At 66.4% G+C, this 19,112-nt stretch carries 19 protein-coding genes and 2 tRNA genes; 6 read left to right on the top strand and 15 right to left on the bottom strand.

From position 1 onward, the window contains the following. Nucleotides 1-30: 30 nt before the first annotated feature. The 6 genes from N7333_RS00235 to N7333_RS00210 all read right to left on the bottom strand — a co-directional run bounded on the left by N7333_RS00235 (nucleotide 31) and on the right by N7333_RS00210 (nucleotide 4,713). Entirely contained in the window at nucleotides 31-972 is a 942-nt protein-coding gene (locus N7333_RS00235) for a ribose-phosphate pyrophosphokinase (RefSeq protein WP_003244667.1), read from the bottom strand. 45 nt (nucleotides 973-1,017) lie between these two features. Beyond that, nucleotides 1,018-1,092 (bottom strand) — tRNA-Gln (locus tag N7333_RS00230). Nucleotides 1,093-1,148: 56 nt separating this feature from the next. Continuing rightward, nucleotides 1,149-1,223, bottom strand: a tRNA-Gln gene (locus N7333_RS00225). A 26-nt stretch (nucleotides 1,224-1,249) separates the two neighbouring features. Next, a complete protein-coding gene (gene ispE, locus N7333_RS00220; RefSeq protein WP_129481828.1) occupies nucleotides 1,250-2,125 on the bottom strand; it encodes a 4-(cytidine 5'-diphospho)-2-C-methyl-D-erythritol kinase in 876 nt (291 codons plus the stop codon). Between the two features lie 246 nt (nucleotides 2,126-2,371). Further along, on the bottom strand, nucleotides 2,372-2,986 hold the full coding sequence (gene lolB, locus N7333_RS00215) for a lipoprotein insertase outer membrane protein LolB (RefSeq protein ID WP_177491016.1): 615 nt from the start codon (nucleotides 2,984-2,986) through the stop codon (nucleotides 2,372-2,374). Continuing rightward, complete coding sequence (locus tag N7333_RS00210; protein WP_129481792.1) at nucleotides 2,986-4,713, bottom strand: tetratricopeptide repeat protein; 1,728 nt, start codon at nucleotides 4,711-4,713, stop codon at nucleotides 2,986-2,988. The genes lolB and N7333_RS00210 overlap by 1 nt, the downstream gene beginning before the upstream one ends. Nucleotides 4,714-4,922: 209 nt before the next feature. On the opposite strand from N7333_RS00210, the gene hemA reads away from it, so the two are divergent. From hemA to N7333_RS00180, 6 genes are all read left to right on the top strand, one after another. Next, the gene (hemA, locus tag N7333_RS00205; RefSeq protein WP_129481791.1) at nucleotides 4,923-6,203 is read left to right on the top strand and encodes a glutamyl-tRNA reductase; all 1,281 of its coding nucleotides are present in this window, start codon (nucleotides 4,923-4,925) and stop codon (nucleotides 6,201-6,203) included. Beyond that, nucleotides 6,200-7,282, top strand: coding sequence for a peptide chain release factor 1 (gene prfA / locus N7333_RS00200; RefSeq protein WP_129481790.1), 1,083 nt, complete (start codon nucleotides 6,200-6,202; stop codon nucleotides 7,280-7,282). The genes hemA and prfA overlap by 4 nt, the downstream gene beginning before the upstream one ends. A gap of 292 nt (nucleotides 7,283-7,574) precedes the next feature. Beyond that, a complete protein-coding gene (gene prmC, locus N7333_RS00195) occupies nucleotides 7,575-8,408 on the top strand; it encodes a peptide chain release factor N(5)-glutamine methyltransferase (protein ID WP_129481789.1) in 834 nt (277 codons plus the stop codon). A gap of 4 nt (nucleotides 8,409-8,412) precedes the next feature. After that, a complete protein-coding gene (locus N7333_RS00190) occupies nucleotides 8,413-9,162 on the top strand; it encodes a molybdopterin-synthase adenylyltransferase MoeB (protein WP_129481827.1) in 750 nt (249 codons plus the stop codon). Nucleotides 9,163-9,195: 33 nt separating this feature from the next. Continuing rightward, a complete protein-coding gene (murI, locus tag N7333_RS00185; protein ID WP_129481788.1) occupies nucleotides 9,196-9,987 on the top strand; it encodes a glutamate racemase in 792 nt (263 codons plus the stop codon). Between the two features lie 102 nt (nucleotides 9,988-10,089). Further along, nucleotides 10,090-10,605: an acyloxyacyl hydrolase gene (locus N7333_RS00180; protein WP_003246979.1), complete on the top strand. Its 516-nt coding sequence runs from the start codon at nucleotides 10,090-10,092 to the stop codon at nucleotides 10,603-10,605. A gap of 81 nt (nucleotides 10,606-10,686) precedes the next feature. On the opposite strand, the gene N7333_RS00175 is transcribed toward N7333_RS00180, so the two are convergent. Genes N7333_RS00175 through N7333_RS00135 form a run of 9 tightly spaced genes read right to left on the bottom strand, consistent with a single transcriptional unit; the run spans nucleotide 10,687 to nucleotide 19,013 of the window. Continuing rightward, complete coding sequence (locus N7333_RS00175; RefSeq protein ID WP_011921128.1) at nucleotides 10,687-11,211, bottom strand: DUF2878 domain-containing protein; 525 nt, start codon at nucleotides 11,209-11,211, stop codon at nucleotides 10,687-10,689. After that, entirely contained in the window at nucleotides 11,204-12,478 is a 1,275-nt protein-coding gene (locus N7333_RS00170) for a cyclopropane-fatty-acyl-phospholipid synthase family protein (protein WP_003246977.1), read from the bottom strand. The genes N7333_RS00175 and N7333_RS00170 overlap by 8 nt, the downstream gene beginning before the upstream one ends. Next, nucleotides 12,465-13,265: a DUF1365 domain-containing protein gene (locus N7333_RS00165; protein ID WP_129481787.1), complete on the bottom strand. Its 801-nt coding sequence runs from the start codon at nucleotides 13,263-13,265 to the stop codon at nucleotides 12,465-12,467. Before N7333_RS00165 ends, N7333_RS00170 begins: the two co-directional genes overlap by 14 nt. After that, nucleotides 13,265-14,512, bottom strand: a complete 1,248-nt coding sequence (locus tag N7333_RS00160) for an FAD-dependent oxidoreductase (RefSeq protein ID WP_129481786.1) — start codon at nucleotides 14,510-14,512, stop codon at nucleotides 13,265-13,267. Before N7333_RS00160 ends, N7333_RS00165 begins: the two co-directional genes overlap by 1 nt. Next, nucleotides 14,509-15,264 carry an SDR family NAD(P)-dependent oxidoreductase gene (locus N7333_RS00155; protein WP_129481785.1) on the bottom strand — a complete coding sequence of 252 codons (756 nt, stop codon included), beginning with the start codon at nucleotides 15,262-15,264 and terminating at the stop codon, nucleotides 14,509-14,511. Before N7333_RS00155 ends, N7333_RS00160 begins: the two co-directional genes overlap by 4 nt. After that, the gene (locus N7333_RS00150; RefSeq protein ID WP_003246973.1) at nucleotides 15,261-15,683 is read right to left on the bottom strand and encodes a nuclear transport factor 2 family protein; all 423 of its coding nucleotides are present in this window, start codon (nucleotides 15,681-15,683) and stop codon (nucleotides 15,261-15,263) included. The genes N7333_RS00155 and N7333_RS00150 overlap by 4 nt, the downstream gene beginning before the upstream one ends. Then, nucleotides 15,680-17,113, bottom strand: a complete 1,434-nt coding sequence (gene phrB / locus N7333_RS00145) for a deoxyribodipyrimidine photo-lyase (RefSeq protein WP_129481784.1) — start codon at nucleotides 17,111-17,113, stop codon at nucleotides 15,680-15,682. Before phrB ends, N7333_RS00150 begins: the two co-directional genes overlap by 4 nt. Further along, entirely contained in the window at nucleotides 17,101-18,057 is a 957-nt protein-coding gene (locus N7333_RS00140) for a MerR family transcriptional regulator (RefSeq protein ID WP_129481783.1), read from the bottom strand. The genes phrB and N7333_RS00140 overlap by 13 nt, the downstream gene beginning before the upstream one ends. Nucleotides 18,058-18,062: 5 nt before the next feature. Continuing rightward, nucleotides 18,063-19,013, bottom strand: coding sequence for a DUF523 and DUF1722 domain-containing protein (locus N7333_RS00135; protein WP_003246970.1), 951 nt, complete (start codon nucleotides 19,011-19,013; stop codon nucleotides 18,063-18,065). Nucleotides 19,014-19,112: the final 99 nt, after the last annotated feature.

Here is a 19,112-nt window from a genome sequence, read left to right as displayed (position 1 = left end):
GAGGCGGGGCGCATTACGTCAGCGGGTTCCTTAACGGAACATCGCGCTGATCGATTCTTCGTTGCTGATGCGGCGAACCGCTTCGGCGACGACCGGGGCGATGTCGAGCTGGCGAATGCGCGAGCAGGACTGCGCCGCAGCGGACAGCGGGATGGTGTTGGTGACCACCAGCTCGTCCAGGACGGAATTCTCGATGTTCTCGATGGCACGGCCGGACAGCACCGGGTGGGTGCAGTAGGCGTAGACCTTGGCGGCGCCGCGCTCTTTCAGCGCCTTGGCGGCGTGGCACAGGGTACCGGCGGTGTCGACCATGTCGTCGACCAGGATGCAGGTACGGCCTTCCACGTCACCGATGATGTGCATCACTTCGGACTGGTTGGCCTTCTCGCGACGCTTGTCGATGATCGCCAGGTCGACGCCCAGGCTCTTGGCCACGGCGCGGGCACGAACGACGCCGCCGATATCGGGGGAGACGATCATCAGGTTGTCGAAGCGCTGGTCTTCGATGTCGTCGACCAGGACCGGGGAGCCGTAGATGTTGTCCACCGGAATGTCGAAGAAGCCCTGGATCTGGTCAGCGTGCAGGTCGACGGTCAGCACGCGGTCGATACCGACCACGGTGAGCATGTCGGCCACGACTTTGGCGCTGATCGCCACGCGAGCGGAACGCGGACGGCGATCCTGGCGGGCGTAACCGAAGTAGGGGATGACCGCGGTGATGCGGGTAGCCGAGGAACGGCGGAAGGCGTCGGCCATCACTACCAGCTCCATCAGGTTGTCGTTGGTGGGTGCACAGGTCGGCTGAATCAGGAACACGTCCTTGCCGCGGACGTTTTCGTTGATTTCGATCATGACTTCGCCGTCGGAGAACTTACCGACCGAAGCATCGCCGAGGGGGATGTGCAGCTGACGAACGATCCGTCGCGCCAGATCGGGGTTTGCGTTCCCCGTGAAGACCATCATCTTGGACACGCGCAGTACCTGCCGGCTGGGGTATACCTGGATGGGTATGGAAAATGGCAGGGGCGGCTGGATTCGAACCAACGCATGGCAGGATCAAAACCTGCTGCCTTACCGCTTGGCGACGCCCCTATATTCTGTGTCGAATGCTGTTTGACCCGGTTTGCGATGCCTCCCGAGGGAGGTTATGGCAGGGGCGGCTGGATTCGAACCAACGCATGGCAGGATCAAAACCTGCTGCCTTACCGCTTGGCGACGCCCCTGTATCGTATAACCGAATGCTGAGCATTCACTTCTTGGCCAATGCTTGGAGCCTGCGGTGCAGCATCGAGATGTTGCGACCTTGAGCGACAAAGCTCGGCAGAGTGCCTGGAAGTTGGCGGGCGACTTTATCAGCATCGTCCCGATTTGGGAAGCTCCCAAATATGCAAGCTCCAGTGCCGGTCAATCTAGCTGAAACAAATTTGTTCAACAAGATCAAAGCGTTACGAACCTCTGGATAACGCTTCTCGACCACCGGTTGGCAGTCGTTTCGACCACCCCCCGCAAGAAGGCTGCGAACTTTAATGGGCGGCGTATCGCGTGTCAACTCGGGCGCGCCGAAAACTTCTGCTGTGCTTACAAAGACTTGCGGTACGGCGACGAGGAACCAGGGTTCCTCCAGTTCCACCGGTGTCAGAAGCTCGCCGACGCCCTCGGCGAAGGCCGCGCGGCCACGCACGAATACCGGCACGTCGGCGCCCAGGGCCAGGCCCAGTTCGGCCAGGCGCTCTTCGCCCAGGCGGGTGTGCCACAGGTGGTCGAGGCCGAGCAGGGTGGTGGCGGCGTCCGAGCTGCCGCCGCCGATGCCGCCGCCCATGGGCAGGCGCTTGTCCAGCCAGATATCGGCGCCCAGTGCTGTGCCGGACGCTTCCTGCAGTCTTTTGGCCGCGCGCACGATCAGGTTGCTGTCGTGCGGTATGCCGTCGATGGGTGTATGCAGGCGAATCTCGCCGTCCTGGCGAACGCTGAAGCCGAGCTCGTCGCCGTGGTCGAGGAACTGGAACAGGGTCTGCAGCTGGTGATAGCCATCGGCACGGCGGCCAAGGATATGCAGCATCAGGTTGAGCTTGGCCGGGGCGGGCAGGATCAGTTCGGCGTGGGCGGGAACGGCGGTGCTGGTCATGGCGATGTCGTTGGTGGGCGTTCGTAGCCGTGATGAAATCCGGGTGTTGTAGGGGGTAATGCTTTTCACATAATCGTCTGCCAAGCGCAATCAATCCCCTCGCCCCTTTGGGGAGAGGGGGCTTTCAGTGGCGCGGAGTGTTTGACCCTCTCCCCCAACCCCTCTCCCATAAATGGGAGAGGGGAGCAGGGCGCGTATGTCCCTAGGTGAGCGGCATCGAGGCGTCTTTCCCGGGTTGAATCCGGCCTACTGCCCCAACTGACGCGGCTGCCAGTCTTTGATCACCAGGGTCACTTCCAGGTCCTGGCCATAGAGCTTCAGGCGCTCCGGCAGGGCGTAGCCGTTCTGTTCGACATAGCGCTGGTACTCCACCTGCCAGCCGTCCTGCTCCAGGCGCGCCAGGTGGCTGTCGGCGTCGAGGGTCAGGCGGCTGCGGCTGTCGGGGGCGGGCAGGCCGCGAATCCACCAGAGCAGGTTGGACACCGGCAGGTCCAGGCGCAGTTGCTCGCGCAGCAGGGCCTCCGGGGACTCGGCCTTGAAGCGGCCGCGGTTGGACACTTCCAGCAGGATGTCGCCGGGACGGCCGGTCAGGCGGGCGGCACCGCCTCCGAGCGGGCCGGAGAGGCGAATGTCGTAGTAGTCCTGACGCTGCAGCCAGAACAGGGTGGCGCTGCCGGAGTCCTGCGGGGCGCGAATGCCGATCTTGCCGTTGATCTGCCAGCCGTCGAGCTGGCTGATCTGCTGTTTGTGGACTTGCCACTGGGCGGGGTTGCCCTGGCCTTCCAGCGCTTCGCGCGAGGTAAGGCCGGCGCAACCGGCGAGCAGGGCGATGAGACTGAAAACTAGGAGGTGACGAAGCATCAAAGGGTCTCGGAGCCGGTCAGGCGCAACAGCGTGTCGCGCAGAATGGTGCTGTCGGGCGTTTCGGCGAGGGCGTCGCGCCAGACGCGGCGGGCTTCGCGCTGCTTGCCCTGGGCCCAGAGCACCTCGCCGAGGTGGGCCGCCACCTCATGGTCGGGGAATTTCTCCAGGGCCTGGCGCAGCAGGCGCTCGGCTTCTTCCAGGTTGCCCAGGCGGTAGTTGACCCAACCCAGGCTGTCGAGAATGGCCGGGTCCTGCGGGCTAAGCTGGTGCGCCTTTTCGATCAGTTCACGGGCTTCCTCGTAGCGCGTGGTGCGGTCGGCCAGGGTATAGCCCAGCGCGTTCAGCGCCATGGCGTGGTCCGGCTCGCGCTCGAGGATGTAGCGCAGATCGGTTTCCAGCTGGCCCAGATCGTCGCGTTTTTCCGCCAGCATGGCGCGGGTATAGAGCAGGTTCAGGTCGTTGGGGAACTGTTCCAGGCCCTGGTTGATCGCGCTCCAGGCCGGTTCGATCTGGCGCCTGTTGCTCAGGCCTTCGGCCTCGATCAGGTACAGCTGGATGGCGTAGTCGGGCTGGGCATCGCGGGCTTTGGCCAGACGTGCGCGGGCTTCCTCGGTACGCTGCTGGCGCAGCAGCAGTTCGGCCTGGCGCTGCTGGGCTGGCAGGTAATCGTTGCTCGGGCCGACCAGGCTGTATTCCTGCAGCGCACTGTTGATGTCTTCCAGCGCCTCGTAGGCGCGGCCGAGGTTGAAATGCGCGGCGTCGACGTGGCTGCGGCGCTCGATCAGTTCTTCCAGGTAGACGATGGCCTCTTCCCAGGCCTCGGCCTCCAGGCACACCAGGGCCAGGGAGAAACGCAGGTCGTCGTCGTTGGGGTTTTCCTGCACCAGTTTGGAGAACTCGCCCTTGGCGTCGTCGAGACGGTCCTGCTCGACCAGCAGGCGGGCGTAGGTCAGGCGCAGGCGCTTGTCGTCCGGGTGTTTGCGAATGCCTTTCTGCAGCAGGGGCAGGGCTTCGTCGCCACGTTTCAGGCTTTGCAGCAGGCGTGCGCGCAGCAGCAGCGGCGACACCTCGGTCTGGCTGGCCGGTTGCGCTTCGAGCAGCTCCAGGGCCTCTTCGGCGCGGCCGTCCTGCTGCAGCAGAATGGCCTTGCCGAACAGCAGCTGGCTGTTGTCCGGGTGCTTGGTCAGCAGGCGGTCGAACCCTTGCAGCAGGCCGGCGCGGGTGTCCGGGTCGGTTTCCGCGGCGGACAGTGCGAGGAAATCGAAATGGGTGTCGCCCTGGCGCTTGAGCACGCTTTCCATGAACACCATGGATTCGTCATAGCGACTGGCACGGGCCAACTGCACGGCGGCGGCGCGCTGCGCGTCGATGTTGCTCGGCGCGTTCTCGGCCCAGATCAGCGCGGTGTCCAGCGCTGCCTGTTCGGCACCGAGGTATTCGGCGATGCGGAAGGCGCGCTCGGCGACACCGGCATCGCCGGTGGCCTGGGCCTGCTGCACGTAGTTGCCGAGGGCGATGTCGAAGCGGTTGCGCTGCCCGGCCAGTTCGGCGGTGAGCAGGGCGAACAGGGTTTCCTGGCTGAACGAGCCGTATTCGCTCGGTTCCAGTTGGGTGGTCTGGTCGGCTTCCTGCACCGGCGGCGTACCGTCCGGCTCGCTGGGGGCGAAGGTTTGGCAGCCGCTGAGGAAGGCGAGTGCGGTGACTAGCGCGAGGGGTCTGTTCATAGTGCCTTGTGCTGCGTTATTTCCGGGCGGCGGCCAGGTAGGCGCCTGCCCTGCGACGTTCGCGGCATCATGACACAAGCCTCGGAGCAAGCCCACAGGCCAGGACGATGCGGCGAACCGTCTATTGGGACAATAGGTCGCGGGAGTTGTTCTCGCCGGGGCGAAGTAGGACAATTGCCGGCTTCCGTACTGCCCCTCAGCGACCCTGCATGGCCTTTATCGCCCTCGGTATCAACCACAAGACCGCCTCGGTAGAGGTGCGCGAGCGCGTTGCCTTCACCCCGGAGCAGCTGGTCGAGGCGTTGCAGCAGCTGTGCCGGCTCACCCCCAGTCGCGAAGCGGCGATCCTCTCCACCTGCAATCGCAGCGAGCTGTACCTGGAACAGGACCAGCTGAGCAGCGACGAAGTGCTCAAGTGGCTGGCCGACTATCACCGCCTGAGCCTGGACGAGCTGCGCGCCTGTGCCTACGTGCACAGCGAGCAGGACGCGGTGCGCCATATGATGCGCGTGGCCTGTGGTCTGGATTCCATGGTGCTCGGCGAGCCGCAGATTCTCGGCCAGCTCAAGTCCGCCTATGCCGTGGCGCGTGAGGCCGGCACCGTCGGCCCGCTGCTCGGCCGGCTGTTCCAGGCCACCTTCAGTACCGCCAAGACCGTGCGCACCGACACCGCCATCGGCGAGAACCCGGTTTCCGTGGCCTTCGCCGCGGTCAGCCTGGCCAAGCAGATCTTCGCCGACCTGCACCGCAGCCAGGCGCTGCTGATCGGCGCCGGCGAAACCATCAGCCTGGTGGCGCGTCACCTGCACGATCAGGGCATCAAGCGCATCGTCGTCGCCAACCGTACCCTGGAGCGCGCCAGTCAGCTGGCCGAGCAGTTCGGCGCTCATGCCGTGCTGCTCTCGGACATTCCCGACGAATTGGCGCACAGTGACATCGTCATCAGCTCCACTGCCAGCCAACTGCCGATTCTCGGCAAGGGCGCGGTGGAAAGTGCGCTGAAAAAGCGCAAGCACAAGCCGATCTTCATGGTCGACATCGCCGTGCCGCGCGATATCGAGCCACAGGTGGGCGAGCTGGATGACGTCTATCTCTATACCGTCGATGACCTGCACGAAGTCATCGAGGAAAACCTCAAGAGCCGCCAGGGCGCGGCGCAGGCCGCCGAGGAGCTGGTGGCCGCCGGCACCGAAGATTTCATGCAGCGCCTGCGCGAGCTGGCCGCGGTCGACGTGCTCAAGGCCTACCGCCAGCAGGCCGAGCGGCTGCGCGACGAGGAACTGGCCAAGGCCCAGCGCATGCTGGTCAACGGTGCCAATGCCGAAGACGTACTGGCGCAACTGGCCCGCGGCCTGACCAACAAGCTGCTGCATGCGCCCAGCGTGCGCATGAAGAAACTCACCGCCGAGGGGCGCATCGACGCGCTCAGCCTGGCCCAGGAATTATTCGCCCTCGACGAGGGCGCGCCGCAGGACAAGGGTCTGCAATGAAAGCTTCACTGTTGAACAAGCTGGACAACCTCAGCGACCGCTTCGAGGAACTCACGGCGCTGCTTGGCGATGCCGAGGTGATCTCCAAGCAGACCCAGTTTCGCGCCTATTCCAAGGAATACGCCGAGATCGAGCCGGTGATCGCCACCTTCCGCGAGCTGCGCAAGGTGCAGAGCGACCTCGAAGGGGCCCAGGCGCTGCTCAAGGAAAGCGACCCGGACCTGCGCGAGATGGCCGAAGAAGAAGTGGCCCAGGCCAAGGAAGCGCTGACCACCCTGGAAGACAAGCTGCAGCGCATGCTGCTGCCCAAGGACCCCAACGACGGCCGCAACGTCTACCTGGAAGTGCGCGCCGGCACCGGCGGCGACGAGGCGGCGATCTTCTCCGGCGACCTGTTCCGCATGTACTCGCGCTACGCCGAGAAGCAGGGTTGGCGCGTCGAGGTGCTGTCGGCCAACGAGGGCGAGCACGGCGGCTTCAAGGAGGTCATCGCTCGCGTCGAGGGTGAGAACGTCTACGCCAAGCTCAAGTTCGAGTCCGGCGCCCATCGCGTGCAGCGCGTGCCGGAAACCGAATCCCAGGGCCGCATCCATACCTCCGCCTGCACCGTGGCGGTGCTGCCGGAGCCGGATGAGCAGGCCGCCATCGAGATCAACCCGGCCGATCTGCGCGTCGATACCTACCGCAGCTCCGGCGCTGGCGGCCAGCACGTCAACACCACCGACTCGGCGATCCGCATCACCCACATTCCCACCGGGACCGTGGTGGAATGCCAGGAAGAACGCTCGCAGCACAAGAACCGCGCCAAGGCCATGGCCTGGCTGGCGGCCAAGCTGCAGGACCAGCAGGAAGCGGCGGCGCACAAGGAAATCTCCGAGACGCGCAAGCTGCTGGTGGGCTCGGGCGATCGCTCCGAGCGCATCCGCACCTACAACTTCCCGCAGGGCCGGGTCACCGATCACCGCATCAACCTGACCCTGTATTCGCTGAGCGAAGTCATGGCCGGCGGCGTGGAGGCAGTGATCGAGCCGTTGCTGGCCGAGTACCAGGCCGACCAGCTGGCGGCGCTGGGCGATTGATTGCCGCGGTGCGCATGGCTCGCGCCGCGTAGGGTGCGCCGTGCGCACCGTAGCCCGGATGTAATCCGGGAAGAGCTGACAGCAAGCGCCAACGTAGCGCCGAACAGTCCCCTCTCCCCTCGGGGAGAGGGTTAGGGAGAGGGGGCGCAACGGCACACCCTCTCCCCCGGCCCCCGCTCTGCGCCCCAGCCCCTCGCAGAGCTCAGGGCGCTTGAGCGGGCGAAGCGATGCTTCGCTATTTCCGCTCAAGCCCCGCAAGCGGGAGAGGGGAGAAAAGCAGTCAGGATGAACCATGGCCACCATCGAATCCCTGCTCGACAACGCCGACCTGCCCGACTCGCCCACCCCGCGGCTGGACGCCGAGTTGCTGCTGGCGGCCGCGCTGGGCAAACCGCGCAGCTACCTGCGCACCTGGCCGGAGCGCGAGCTGGATGATGAGCAGCAGGCGCTATTCCAGGCGAATCTAATGCGTCGCCGTCAGGGCGAACCGGTGGCCTATATCCTCGGCCACCAGGGTTTCTGGAGCCTGGAGCTGGAGGTGGCGCCGCATACCCTGATCCCGCGCCCTGACACCGAGCTGCTGGTGGAAACCGCGCTCGAGCTGCTGCCGGCGACACCTTTGACCGTGCTGGACCTGGGCACCGGCACCGGCGCCATCGCCCTGGCCCTGGCCAGCGAACGTCCGACCTGGCAGGTGACCGGCGTGGACCGCGTCGAGGACGCCGTGGCCCTGGCAGAGCGCAACCGTCAGCGCCTGCAACTGGACAACGCTGCGTTCGTGCATAGCCATTGGTTCTCTGCCCTGAGCGGGCAGCGCTACGGTCTGATTCTGAGCAACCCGCCCTATATCCGCGCCGACGACCGCCACCTGAACGAAGGCGACGTGCGCTTCGAGCCGAGCAGTGCCCTGGTGGCCGGCAGCGACGGGTTGGATGACATTCGTGCCATCATCCAGGCCGCGCCGGCGCACCTGCTGACGGGGGGCTGGTTGCTGCTGGAGCACGGTTTCGACCAGGCCGAGGCGGTGCGCGGGCTAGTTGCCGCCGCCGGCTTCGCCGAGGTGCACAGCCGGCGTGACCTGGGCGGCCATGAGCGCATCAGTCTGGGACGTTTCGACCATGAGTGACGATATGCTGAGCGATGACGAACTGCTGCGCTACAGCCGGCAGATCCTGCTGAAACAGATCGATGTGGACGGCCAGTTGCGCCTGAAACACGGCCGCGTGCTGATCGTCGGCATGGGCGGTCTCGGCTCGCCGGTGGCGCTGTACCTGGCCGCGGCCGGAGTCGGCGAGCTGCACCTGGCCGACTTCGATACGGTGGACCTGACCAACCTGCAGCGGCAGATCGCCCACGACACCGCCAGCGTTGGCCAGGCCAAGGTGGACTCGGCCATGGCGCGCCTGGCCGCGATCAACCCGCAGATCACGCTGGTGCCGCATCGTCAGGCGCTGGACGCCGACTCGCTGGCCGCCGCGGTGAGTGGCGTCGATCTGGTGCTGGACTGCTCGGACAACTTTTCCACCCGCGAGGCGGTCAACGCTGCTTGCGTCGCAGCCGGCAAGCCGCTGGTATCCGGCGCGGCGATTCGCCTTGAGGGGCAGCTCTCGGTGTTCGATCCGCGCAACGCCGCCAGCCCCTGCTATCACTGCTTGTACGGTCATGGCAGCGAAGCCGAGCTGACCTGCAGCGAGGCCGGCGTGGTCGGCCCGCTGGTGGGCCTGGTGGGCAGCCTGCAGGCGCTGGAGGCACTCAAGCTGCTGGCCGGTTTCGGCGAGCCGCTGGTGGGGCGCCTGCTGCTGATCGATGCGCTGGGTACGCGCTTTCGCGAGTTGCGGGTCAAGCGCGACCCAGTCTGCGAGGTGTGCGGTGGGCGCTAAGGAAAGGCTGCGTAGTCGTGGGGATGATTTGAAATGAATCAGTCGCAGGCGCCGGTCGGCGTTTTCGATTCGGGGGTCGGCGGCCTGTCGGTGCTGCGCGAGATTCGCCAGCTGCTGCCCAATGAGTCGCTGCTCTATGTCGCCGACAGCGGCCACGTGCCCTATGGCGAGAAGAGCGCGGAGTACATTCGCGAGCGCTGCGTGCTGATCACCGAGCACCTGCTGGCGCAGGGCGCCAAGGCGCTGGTGCTGGCCTGCAATACCGCCACCGCGGCGGCGGCTGCCGAGCTGCGCGAGCGTTATCCGCAGTTGCCCATCGTCGGCATGGAGCCGGCGGTAAAACCGGCGGCGGCGGCGACGCGCAGCGGCGTGGTCGGGGTGCTGGCCACCACCGGTACCTTGAAAAGCGCCAAGTTCGCCGCGCTGCTCGACCGTTTCGCCAGCGACGTGCGAGTGATCACCCAGCCTTGCCCGGGGTTGGTGGAGTGCATCGAGGCTGGTGCGCTGCAGGCGCCGGCCACCCGCGAGCTGCTGCAGGGCTATGTCGAGCCGCTGCTGGCCGAGGGCTGCGACACGCTCATTCTGGGGTGCACCCATTACCCCTTCCTCAAGCCGCTGCTGCACAGCCTGGTGCCGGACTCGGTGAGCCTGATCGACACCGGTGCGGCGGTGGCGCGCCAGTTGCAGCGCCTGCTCGGGCAGCACGAGCTGCTGGCCACGCCGCCGGCGCAGGCGACCCGCTACTGGAGCAGTGGCGATATACAGCGCATGCAGGCGGTATTGCCGCTGCTACTGGGCGAACAGGCGCAAGTTCACGTATTTTAAATATGCGAACTAGTTTTATTGGGACCTTTGCTAACAACAGCGGTCTCTATGATTGCAATCTGGAACACTCGTTCAAGCTCACTTCTCGAGAAGGAATAGTTCATGAAGAAGCTATGCGCTGTGGCTGCCTTTGCAGCTTTGACCGTGGGGCAGTTGGGGGCAGTACAGGCTGCGGACGTGACCGCTGCCATCGGCCAGAGCGGCGATTCCACCATGGTGTATCGCCTGGGGGCTCAGTGGGACTGGGACAGCAGCTGGCTGCAGAGCAGCTATGGCCGCCTCACCGGTTATTGGGACCTGGGGTATACCTACTGGGACGGTGACGAGACGGCGAGCAACCACAGCCTGTCGTTCTCCCCGGTGTTCGTCTACGAATTCGCCGGGCAGAACGTGCGCCCGTACATCGAAGCGGGCATCGGTGTTGCCGCCTTCTCCAGCACCGAGCTGGAAAGCAACAAACTGGGCTCTTCGTTCCAGTTCGAGGATCGCATCGGCGTCGGCCTGCGTTTCGCTGGCCAGGAGATCGGCCTGCGCGCCGTGCACTATTCCAACGCCGGCCTGAAGAACCCCAACGACGGTGCCGAAGCGTACACCCTGCACTACCGCACCAGTTTCTGATCCGTTTCGGCAGACAAAAAAGGCCGGGCAGCGATGCCCGGCCTTTTTCGTTCGGCGTTCGTCAGCCCGGCGACGCTGGCATCACCTCTGCTGCAGGCGCAGGCGCTGTTCGTACTGCGCGCGATACAGCTTGGCGAAGCCGTGCAGCACCGGCATCACCACCGCCCAGACCGCGGCCAGAATGGCCAGGGTCGGCCAGGTGCCGAGCGGCAGGGTGACCCCGGCGATCTGCGCGCCACCGTAGTAGGCCAGTGGCGCGGCGACGGCGCCGAGCAGGCTGCCGCGCCACCAGGGCTGCGCGGTCCAGGCCAGGCAATGATTCAGGGTGGTGGCCAGCAGCAGCCAGAGCAGGGCCAGCCACAGCGGGATCAGCTGGCGCGGCTCGCCGAAATCGAACACGCCGAGGTTGAGCAGGAAGCTGTCCAGCGCGCTACCGGCGAGAAACACGCTGAGCAGCAGCTTGCCCTCGGCCGCCCAGCTACTGACCCACAGCAGGTGCACGGCAACGATCGCCGCCACCGGCAGCAGCCACAGGCTGTCGCCGGCAAACACGCAGATCAGCCAGCCGAGCTGGAACAGGAGGGCATTGGCGATCAGCTTAGGCATCGAAGTTTCCTAACAGGGGAGCAGGGCGAGCCGCCGGCTTGGCCAGCAGCAGTTGGGCGGTGCCAATGGTGCGTTCGAGGAAGCCTCCCTCGCAATAGCACAGGTAGAACTCCCATAGCCGGTAGAAGTAATCGTCGTAGCCCAGCTGCTCCAGACGCTGCCTGGCGTTGCGCAGGTTGTCGTGCCACTGGCGCAGGGTGCGCGCGTAGTGCAGACCGAAGTCCTCCATGTGGTGCAGGTTGAGGTCGGTATGCCGGGTCACCACTTCCAGCATCTTGTGCACCGAGGGCAGCGCGCCGCCGGGGAAGATGTAGCGCTGGATGAAGTCCACCGACCTGCACGCCTGCTCGTAGCGCTGATCGCGGATGGTGATGGCCTGCAGCAGCATCAGCCCCTGGGGCTTGAGCAGGCGCGCGCACTGCTGGAAATAGGTGGGCAGGAAGCGGTGGCCGACCGCCTCGATCATTTCGATGGAGACCAGCTTGTCGTACTGACCCTCGAGGTCGCGATAGTCCTCCAGCAGCAGGGTGATGCGGTCTTCCAGGCCCAGCTCGCGGATGCGCTTGTGGGTATGCGCGTGCTGCTCGCGCGACAGTGTGGTGGTGGTCACCCGGCAGCCGTAGCGGGTGGCGGCATGGATGGCCATGCTGCCCCAGCCGGTGCCGATCTCCAGCAGGTGGTCGGTGGGCTTGAGGTCGAGCTTCTGGCAGATGCGTTCGAGCTTGTTGAGCTGCGCCTGCTCCAGGCTGTCGTCCGCGCCGCGGAACATGGCCGCCGAGTACATCATGGTGGGGTCGAGAAACTGCTCGAACAGCTCGTTGCCCAGATCGTAGTGAGCGGCGATGTTGCGCCGCGAGCCCTGGCGCGTGTTGCGGTTGAGCCAGTGCAGGCCGCGAATCAGCGGGCGGCCGAGGCGGGCCAGGCCGCCTTCCATGGCGTCCAGCACATCGAGGTTGGCAACGAACACGCGGATTACCGCGGTCAGCTCCGGCGTGCTCCAGTAGCCGTGGATATAGGCCTCGCCCGCGCCGATGGAGCCATTGCCGGCCACCAGGCCCCAGACGGCCGGGTCGTTCACCCTGATCTCGGCACGCAGCTCGCTCTGCGGCGTGCCGAAATGCAGAGTTTCGCTGCCTTCCTGAATCAGCAGCTGGCCGTGGTGCAGGTTTTCCAGCTGGCGCAGGACGGCACGCCGCAGCAGGCTGGCACCAATGCCGTTGCCACTGCGTACCAGGCTTCTGGTGGGGGTCAGACTAGAGCTCTTCATGGGGCGAGTCCTTCACGTGCGGGCGGGCAACGCGGAAGCTGCCTTCCGCGGGGGAGTGGTCGAAGATCGGTATGCGCTTGAACAGCAGGCGCAGCGCCTGCCAGTAGATGGCCGCCAGGGTCTTGCCGGTCATCCAGGGAAAGCTGAGCAGATAGCGGTGCAGGCTGGCGCGATCCAGAGGCTGGCGGTGCAGGCTGAGGCTGGCGTCGAACAGCTTGGTCGCACCCTGCCAGTCGGCCATGTGCACGCCGAGGCGTTCGCCCACCGCGCTGAAGCTCATGCGGTACTCCAGCTCACGCGGCAGAAAGGGCGAAACGTGGAAGGCCTTGTCCACGCTGACCTGGTGGCGCCCCTCACCATCGGCCGGCAGCACGTAGTGATAACGCTCGCGCCATGGCGTATTGCTGACTTCGCAGAGGATGGCCACCAGGCGCTCTGCGGCGTCGTGACAGTAGAAGATGCTCACCGGGTTGAAGGCCAGGCCCCAGCTGCGCGGCTGCGTCAGCACGCAGATGCGACCTTGCGGGCGCGTGCCCAGTGCCTGCTCTACCCGATTGCGCACGGCCTCGTGCAGCGCCATGCCCTGGCGGGTGGACTCGGGCAGGTAGTCGGTTTCACGGAAGGCGAATGGCGCGAAGCGGCCGGCGCCGGCCAGCTTGGAGAGGGCGAACAGCTGCGCCTGTTCGCTCAGGTCGAGGTACAACAGACCCATGCGATAGCGAAAGGCATGGGCGCGCGGGGCGAAGCGGCGATGCTGCACCCAGCCGCTGTACAGGGCGCTGTGCATCACAGCGCCTCACCGAAGGCGCGGGCCACGCGCAGCGCACTGATCACCCCGTCCTCGTGAAAGCCGTTGGCCCAGTAGGCGCCGCAGTAGTAGCTGTGCTGGGCGCCGAGCAATTCTTCCCAGCGCGCCTGGGCGGCGGTGCCGGCCAGGCTGTATTGCGGATGGGCATACTGGAAGCGCGCGAGAATCTTGCTCGGGTCGATGGCGGCGGTCTGGTTGAGGCTGACGCAGAAGGTGGTATCCGCCGCGATGCCCTGCAGGATGTTCATGTTGTAGGTGACCGCGGCCGGCTGGCTGCTGGGACCGCCGAGGCGATAGTTCCAGCTGGCCCAGGCCAGCTTGCGGCTCGGCAGCAGGCGCGTGTCGGTGTGCAGCACCACGTCGTTGTCGGCGTAGGGCAGGGCGCCGAGGATGTCCTGCTCGTCCTGGCTGGGCTTGTCCAGCAGGGCCAGGGCCTGATCGCTGTGGCAGGCAAACACCACCTTGTCGAAGCGTTCGCTGCCGGCGGCGCTGTGCAGCGTCACCCCACTCTGGTCACGCTCGACTCGCGTCACCGGGCAGTTCAGGCGGATGCGTTCGGCGAAGCTGGCACTCAGCGGCGCCACGTAGCTGCGCGAGCCACCTTCGATCACCTGCCATTGCGGCCGGTCGTTGACCGACAGCAGGCCGTGGTTCTTGCAGAAGCGCACGAAGAACTGCAGGGGAAACCCGAGCATGTCCTGCAGCGACATCGACCAGATGGCCGAGCCCATCGGCACCACGTAATGCTCGATGAAGCGGCGCCCGTAGCCGTTGCGCTCCAGGTACGCGCCCAGCGTCAGATCGCTGCCGATGCGCCCGCTGGCGAGGTCGTCCTGGGTTTCGCGGTTGAAGCGCAGGATGTCGCGCAGCATGCCCCAGAAGGCCGGCGACAGCAGGTTGCTGCGCTGGGCGAACAGGGTATTGAGGCTGTGCCCGTTGTACTCCACGCCGCTGGCCGGATCGCTGACCGAGAAGCTCATCTCGGTGGGCTTGTAGCCGACCCCGATCTGTTCCAGCAGGCGGATGAAGTTGGGGTAGGTCCAGTCGTTGAACACGATGAAACCGGTGTCGATGGCGTAGCGCTGGCCATTCACCTCGACGTCCACGGTGTGGGTATGGCCGCCGACCCAGTCGCTGGCCTCGAACACCTGGATGTCGTGCTTGCGATTGAGCAGGTAGGCGCAGGTGAGCCCGGCGATGCCGCTGCCGATGATGGCGATCTTCATGGAGTGTCCTCGTTACGCGCCAGGCGACGGCCGATGGCCAGTTGCAGCCTGCTGGGCAGGCTGCCGAGCAGTTTCAGTACGGCGATGAAGGGAGTAGGGAAGGCGATTTCGTGCGGGCGCTTGTCCAGGCGTTCGGCGATGTACCGTGCGGCGCGCTCCACCGGCCAGCGCATGGGCATGGGGAAGTCGTTCTTCTGCGTCAGCGGCGTGTCGACGAAACCGGGGCTGACCAGGGTAACGTCGATGCCCTCGGCCGCCAGGTCGATGCGCAGGGTCTGCAGCAGGTAGCGCATGGCTGCCTTGGAGGCGCCGTAGGCTTCGGCACGGGGCAGCGGCATGAAGGTCACCGAGCTGCCGACGCCGACCAGATGCGGGCCTTCGCCGCGGCGCAGCAGGGGCAGGGCGGCCTCGATGCAGTAGCCGGCGGAGAACAGGTTGGCGCGCATCACCCGCTCGATCATCGCGGCCTCGAACTGGCGCACCTCGACGTACTCGCAGGTGCCGGCATTGAGGATCACGCAATCCAGGGCGCCCCACACCTGCTCGATGCGCTCGCCGATGGCGCGCACCTGCTCGGCGTCGGTCAGGTCGCCCGGGGCCACCAGCACCCGCTCGCCATAGCGGGCGGCGAACGCCTGCAGCGGGCCGCTGCTGCGCGCGCTGAGCGCCAGGCGGTGGCCGGCGCGCAGCAGTTCTTCCGCCAGTGCGGCACCGATGCCGCTGCTGGCGCCGGTCAGCCAGATACGTTTCATGCCAGCCTCCGTTTCAGCCAGGCGATCACGCTGCCGAGTACGGGCAGGTGCTCGTAGAGCAGGGCACCGGCGTCGAAGTAGTCGCGGTGCCGATAGACGCGGTCGCGCCAGAGCAGGTGCGAGCAACCCTCCACCGCGATCTCGGCGCCGCCGCGCAGACGCGGATGGCGGTAGCGCATGGTCCAGCGTAGGTAGCCTTCGCCTTCCGCCACCTGGTCGTAACCGTGGAACTCGAAGCGCAGCGCCTCGACATTGGCGTACAGCTCGGCGAAGTAGCGGCGCACGGCGGTGAGGCCGTGCACCTCATGCAGCGGATCGCGAAACAGCACGTCGTCGCTGTACAGCTCGCCGAGCAACTCGAGGTTGTCCTTGTTCAGCGCGGCGAAGCGCGTGGCGAAGCTGGCCAGGAAGTCGCTCATGCGGGCACCTCCTGGCCGAGGTTTCTGAACGCCGCCAGGGCGCGTTCGCGCGAGCGCGACAGATCGACGATCGGCCGTGGATAGCCGGCCGGGGCGAACAGCCCGCCGAGGCTGGCCGGGTCATGGATGTCGCGCTTGTTCAGGCCGGCCAGCTCCGGCAGCCAGTGGCGGATGAAGCGTCCCTCGGGGTCGAACTTCTGCGACTGGCTGATGGGGTTGAAGATGCGGAAGTAGGGCGCCGCATCGGTACCGGTGGAGGCGCTCCACTGCCAGCCGCCATTGTTCGCCGCCAGGTCGCCGTCGATCAGGTGGCGCATGAAGAAGCGCTCGCCCTCGCGCCAGTCGATCAGCAGGTTCTTGGTCAGGAACATAGCGACGATCATGCGCAGGCGGTTGTGCATCCAGCCGGTCTCGAGCAGCTGGCGCATGGCGGCATCGATGATCGGCAGGCCGGTGCGGCCCTGCTGCCAGGCGGCCAGTTCCTCGGGCGCGCGGCGCCAGGCCACGGCCTCGGTTTCCGGGCGGAAGGCGCGATGCCGCGAGACGCGCGGGTAGCCCACCAGGATGTGCTTGTAGAACTCGCGCCAGAGCAGTTCGTTGACCCAGGTGACGACGCCCGCATTGCCGCTGTCGAACTCGCCGCGGTTGGCGGCCAGTGCGGCGTGCAGGCATTGACGCGGCGACAGCACGCCGGCTGCCAGGTAGGGCGACAGCTGGCTGGTGCCGGGCAGCGCGGGGAAGTCGCGTTCATCCTTGTAGTAGCCGATCTGCTCGTCGGCGAAGCGCTCCAGGCGCTGGCGGGCGGCCTCTTCGCCGGCCGGCCAGAGGCTGCGCAGCTGCTCGCTGGGCATCGCGAAGCCGTCCACGGCCTGGGGAATCGCGTCGCTGGCGAGGGGCGTGGGCGCCTGCGCCACGGGCCGGGCGACCCGGCCGGGCAGGGCCATGTGCAGGTGCTCGTAGCAGACCTTGCGGAACTGGCTGTAGACCTGGAAGTAGCCGCCGGAGCGGGTCAGGATGCTGCCGGGCTTGAACAGCAGCTGGTCGAGATGGCTGTGCCAGGCGATGTCCTGCTGGGCCAGGTAGGCGGCCACGCAGCGGTCGCGCAGGCTTTCGTTGATGCCGTACTCCTCGTTGGCATGCACCGCGCAGACGTTGTGCTGGTGGCAGACCTCGGCGATCACGGCCGGCGCCTGGTTCCAGTCCTCGCACTGACGAATCAGCAACGGCACGTTGAGGGCGGCCAGCGCCCGGCTCAGCTGGGCCAGGTTGCGCAGCCAGAAGTCGACCTTGCACGGGGCATCGTCATGGCGCTGCCACTGGCCGGGGGTGACCAGGTACAGCGCTATGGTCGAGCCCCTGCTCATGGCCTGGCTCAGCGCGGTGTTGTCATCGATCCGCAGGTCGCTGCGGAACCACATCAGTTGCTGCATGAGTTTACCTCTCGGGCGCCGAGCAGGCCGTGACGCTGCAGCCAGGCGTGCGCGGCGAGCGGGTCGACCGCCGACTGCAGGTCGGCCAACGCGTCGCGGTGAATGTGGGCCGACGGGCCGGCGATCAGCACCGGTACCGGGCTCTGTGCGGCCAGGCGTGGCAGGTGGCGGCGCAGCAGAGCGCCGTCCAGCGTCTGCTCGGCGTACAGCAGCAGCGCGCGCGGGGCGATCTGCTCGACGGCGGTCAGCAGTTCGCCAGGCGGCAGCGGCCAGTCGAACACCTCCACCGGGCAATCGCTGGCGCTGGCCAGCCAGGCGCTGAGCCACAGCCCCGGCTCCATCGGCGCCTCGCCGAGGTTGATCAGCAGCAGCGGCGCCCCGCCGAGCTGACGGTTGCCGTGGTAGATGCGGGTGGCCAGCTTGCTGCGCAGCCAGGAGAAGAAGAACACCTGCTCCAGCCGTGCACCGAACTGGCCCTGCCAGCGCTGGCGCAGATCGCCGAACAGCGGCCAGAGCAGCTGTTCGGCCAGGGTGCTGGCCGGATACAGCGCCAGCGCGGCATTGAAGCGCTCGTCCAGACGCCGCTCGTTGAGCTCGGTGATGCACTCCAGCAGCTCGTTGCGCTGGCGGCTCCAGTTGTCGGTGCTCGGCGCCTGCGGCGTATGGCCGTGGTCGAGCAGGGCCTTGACCTGGCCCACCGCCACGCCCCGCGCCAGCCAGGCGAGGATGGCGTGGATGCGCTCGAGGTTGGCCGGTGAGTAGAGGCGGTGCCCCTTGGGCGTGCGGTACGGCACGATCAGGCCGTAGCGGCGTTCCCAAGCGCGCAGGGTGACGGCATTGATGCCGGTGCTGCGCGCCACCTCGCGGATGGGCAGGTAGCCCTGGTCGAGGATCTGCCGGTAGTCGTTGCCGGCTTCTTCGCCGGCCATGCTTTCGGTCGTCATGGGCATTACAGGGCGTTGCGCAGGCTGAGTGGTTCCGGATGCGGCTGCAGGTACGCCTGTTCGGCGATGTAGCGATGCGGATGGCGGCGGAAGTGATGCTTGAGCAGGGTCAGCGGCACCACCAGCGGCACGATGCCCTGGCGGTACTGACCGATCAGCTGCTGCATTTCCCGTTTGTCGTCGGCGGACAGCGCATGCTTGAGATAGCCGCTCAGGTGCTGCAGCACGTTGCTGTGGGTGCCGCGGGTGGCGCACTTCTTCAGCGCGCTCATCAGCTCGCTGAAATAGCGCGGCGCCAGTTCGGCCAGGTCATGCTGGTGCAGCTCGCCGAGCAGGCGGCCGAGCGTCTTGTAGCGCACCGGGTCGGTGGCCATCAGCAGGTACTTGTAGCGTGAGTGGAAGGCGATCAGCGCGTGGCGGCTGAGGCCCTGCTGCAGCAGTTGCTGCCACTCGGCATGGGCATAGACGCGGGTGATGAAGTTCTCTCGCAGCACCGGGTCGTTGAGGCGGCCGTCTTCCTCGACGGGCAGATCGGGGTGGCGGGCGCAGAAGGCGGCGGCGAAGATGCCGCGCCCCGGCTCGCTGGGCCGGCCGCCGTCCTGGTAGACCTTGACCCGCTCCAGGCCGCAGGACGGCGACTGCTGCATGAAGATGAAGCCGCTGATGCCCTGCAGCTCCGCGGCCATGCGCTCGCCGTAGGCGGCCAGGGCATCGGTGACATCGCGCGAGCGATCGACCGTGCCGACGGCGCGCGGCGCCTGCGGGTCGCCTACCAGGCGGATCGGCTCGCGTGGCACCGACATGCCGATGCCGACTTCCGGGCAGACCGCGACGAAATCGAAATGCTCGGCCAGGCTGCGGCTGCACAGCCGCGACAGCTTGTGACCGCCGTTGTAGCGTACCTCGGCGCCCAGCAGGCAGGCACTGATGCCCAGTTTGGCTTTGTTCGCAGGCATGGTTCGACCTCGATGAACTTGTACATTTGTTGGTGCATGTACAATTTCAGTCCATCATAGGTGTGTAGCTGTACAAGTCAAATGATTTGTACAGGTCTG

This window comes from Pseudomonas sp. GD04158 (genome assembly GCF_029834875.1).
In the GTDB taxonomy this organism is placed as follows: domain Bacteria; phylum Pseudomonadota; class Gammaproteobacteria; order Pseudomonadales; family Pseudomonadaceae; genus Aquipseudomonas; species Aquipseudomonas hydrolytica.
The sequence above is the reverse complement of the archived record's forward strand: the minus strand, read 5'-3'. Positions and strand labels throughout refer to the sequence as shown.

What these genes read in the sequence shown, in the direction of transcription:
- phrB (WP_129481784.1), bottom strand. Translation starts at nt 17,113, where the DNA reads ATGCAGCAACTGATGTGGTTCCGCAGCGACCTGCGGATCGATGACAAC.
- N7333_RS00150 (WP_003246973.1), bottom strand. Translation starts at nt 15,683, where the DNA reads ATGAGCGACTTCCTGGCCAGCTTCGCCACGCGCTTCGCCGCGCTGAAC.
- N7333_RS00180 (WP_003246979.1), top strand. Translation starts at nt 10,090, where the DNA reads ATGAAGAAGCTATGCGCTGTGGCTGCCTTTGCAGCTTTGACCGTGGGG.
- N7333_RS00155 (WP_129481785.1), bottom strand. Translation starts at nt 15,264, where the DNA reads ATGAAACGTATCTGGCTGACCGGCGCCAGCAGCGGCATCGGTGCCGCA.
- lolB (WP_177491016.1), bottom strand. Translation starts at nt 2,986, where the DNA reads ATGCTTCGTCACCTCCTAGTTTTCAGTCTCATCGCCCTGCTCGCCGGT.
- ispE (WP_129481828.1), bottom strand. Translation starts at nt 2,125, where the DNA reads ATGACCAGCACCGCCGTTCCCGCCCACGCCGAACTGATCCTGCCCGCC.
- prmC (WP_129481789.1), top strand. Translation starts at nt 7,575, where the DNA reads ATGGCCACCATCGAATCCCTGCTCGACAACGCCGACCTGCCCGACTCG.
- N7333_RS00135 (WP_003246970.1), bottom strand. Translation starts at nt 19,013, where the DNA reads ATGCCTGCGAACAAAGCCAAACTGGGCATCAGTGCCTGCCTGCTGGGC.
- hemA (WP_129481791.1), top strand. Translation starts at nt 4,923, where the DNA reads ATGGCCTTTATCGCCCTCGGTATCAACCACAAGACCGCCTCGGTAGAG.
- N7333_RS00210 (WP_129481792.1), bottom strand. Translation starts at nt 4,713, where the DNA reads ATGAACAGACCCCTCGCGCTAGTCACCGCACTCGCCTTCCTCAGCGGC.
- N7333_RS00160 (WP_129481786.1), bottom strand. Translation starts at nt 14,512, where the DNA reads ATGAAGATCGCCATCATCGGCAGCGGCATCGCCGGGCTCACCTGCGCC.
- N7333_RS00190 (WP_129481827.1), top strand. Translation starts at nt 8,413, where the DNA reads ATGCTGAGCGATGACGAACTGCTGCGCTACAGCCGGCAGATCCTGCTG.
- prfA (WP_129481790.1), top strand. Translation starts at nt 6,200, where the DNA reads ATGAAAGCTTCACTGTTGAACAAGCTGGACAACCTCAGCGACCGCTTC.
- N7333_RS00165 (WP_129481787.1), bottom strand. Translation starts at nt 13,265, where the DNA reads ATGCACAGCGCCCTGTACAGCGGCTGGGTGCAGCATCGCCGCTTCGCC.
- N7333_RS00140 (WP_129481783.1), bottom strand. Translation starts at nt 18,057, where the DNA reads ATGACGACCGAAAGCATGGCCGGCGAAGAAGCCGGCAACGACTACCGG.
- N7333_RS00175 (WP_011921128.1), bottom strand. Translation starts at nt 11,211, where the DNA reads ATGCCTAAGCTGATCGCCAATGCCCTCCTGTTCCAGCTCGGCTGGCTG.
- murI (WP_129481788.1), top strand. Translation starts at nt 9,196, where the DNA reads ATGAATCAGTCGCAGGCGCCGGTCGGCGTTTTCGATTCGGGGGTCGGC.
- N7333_RS00170 (WP_003246977.1), bottom strand. Translation starts at nt 12,478, where the DNA reads ATGAAGAGCTCTAGTCTGACCCCCACCAGAAGCCTGGTACGCAGTGGC.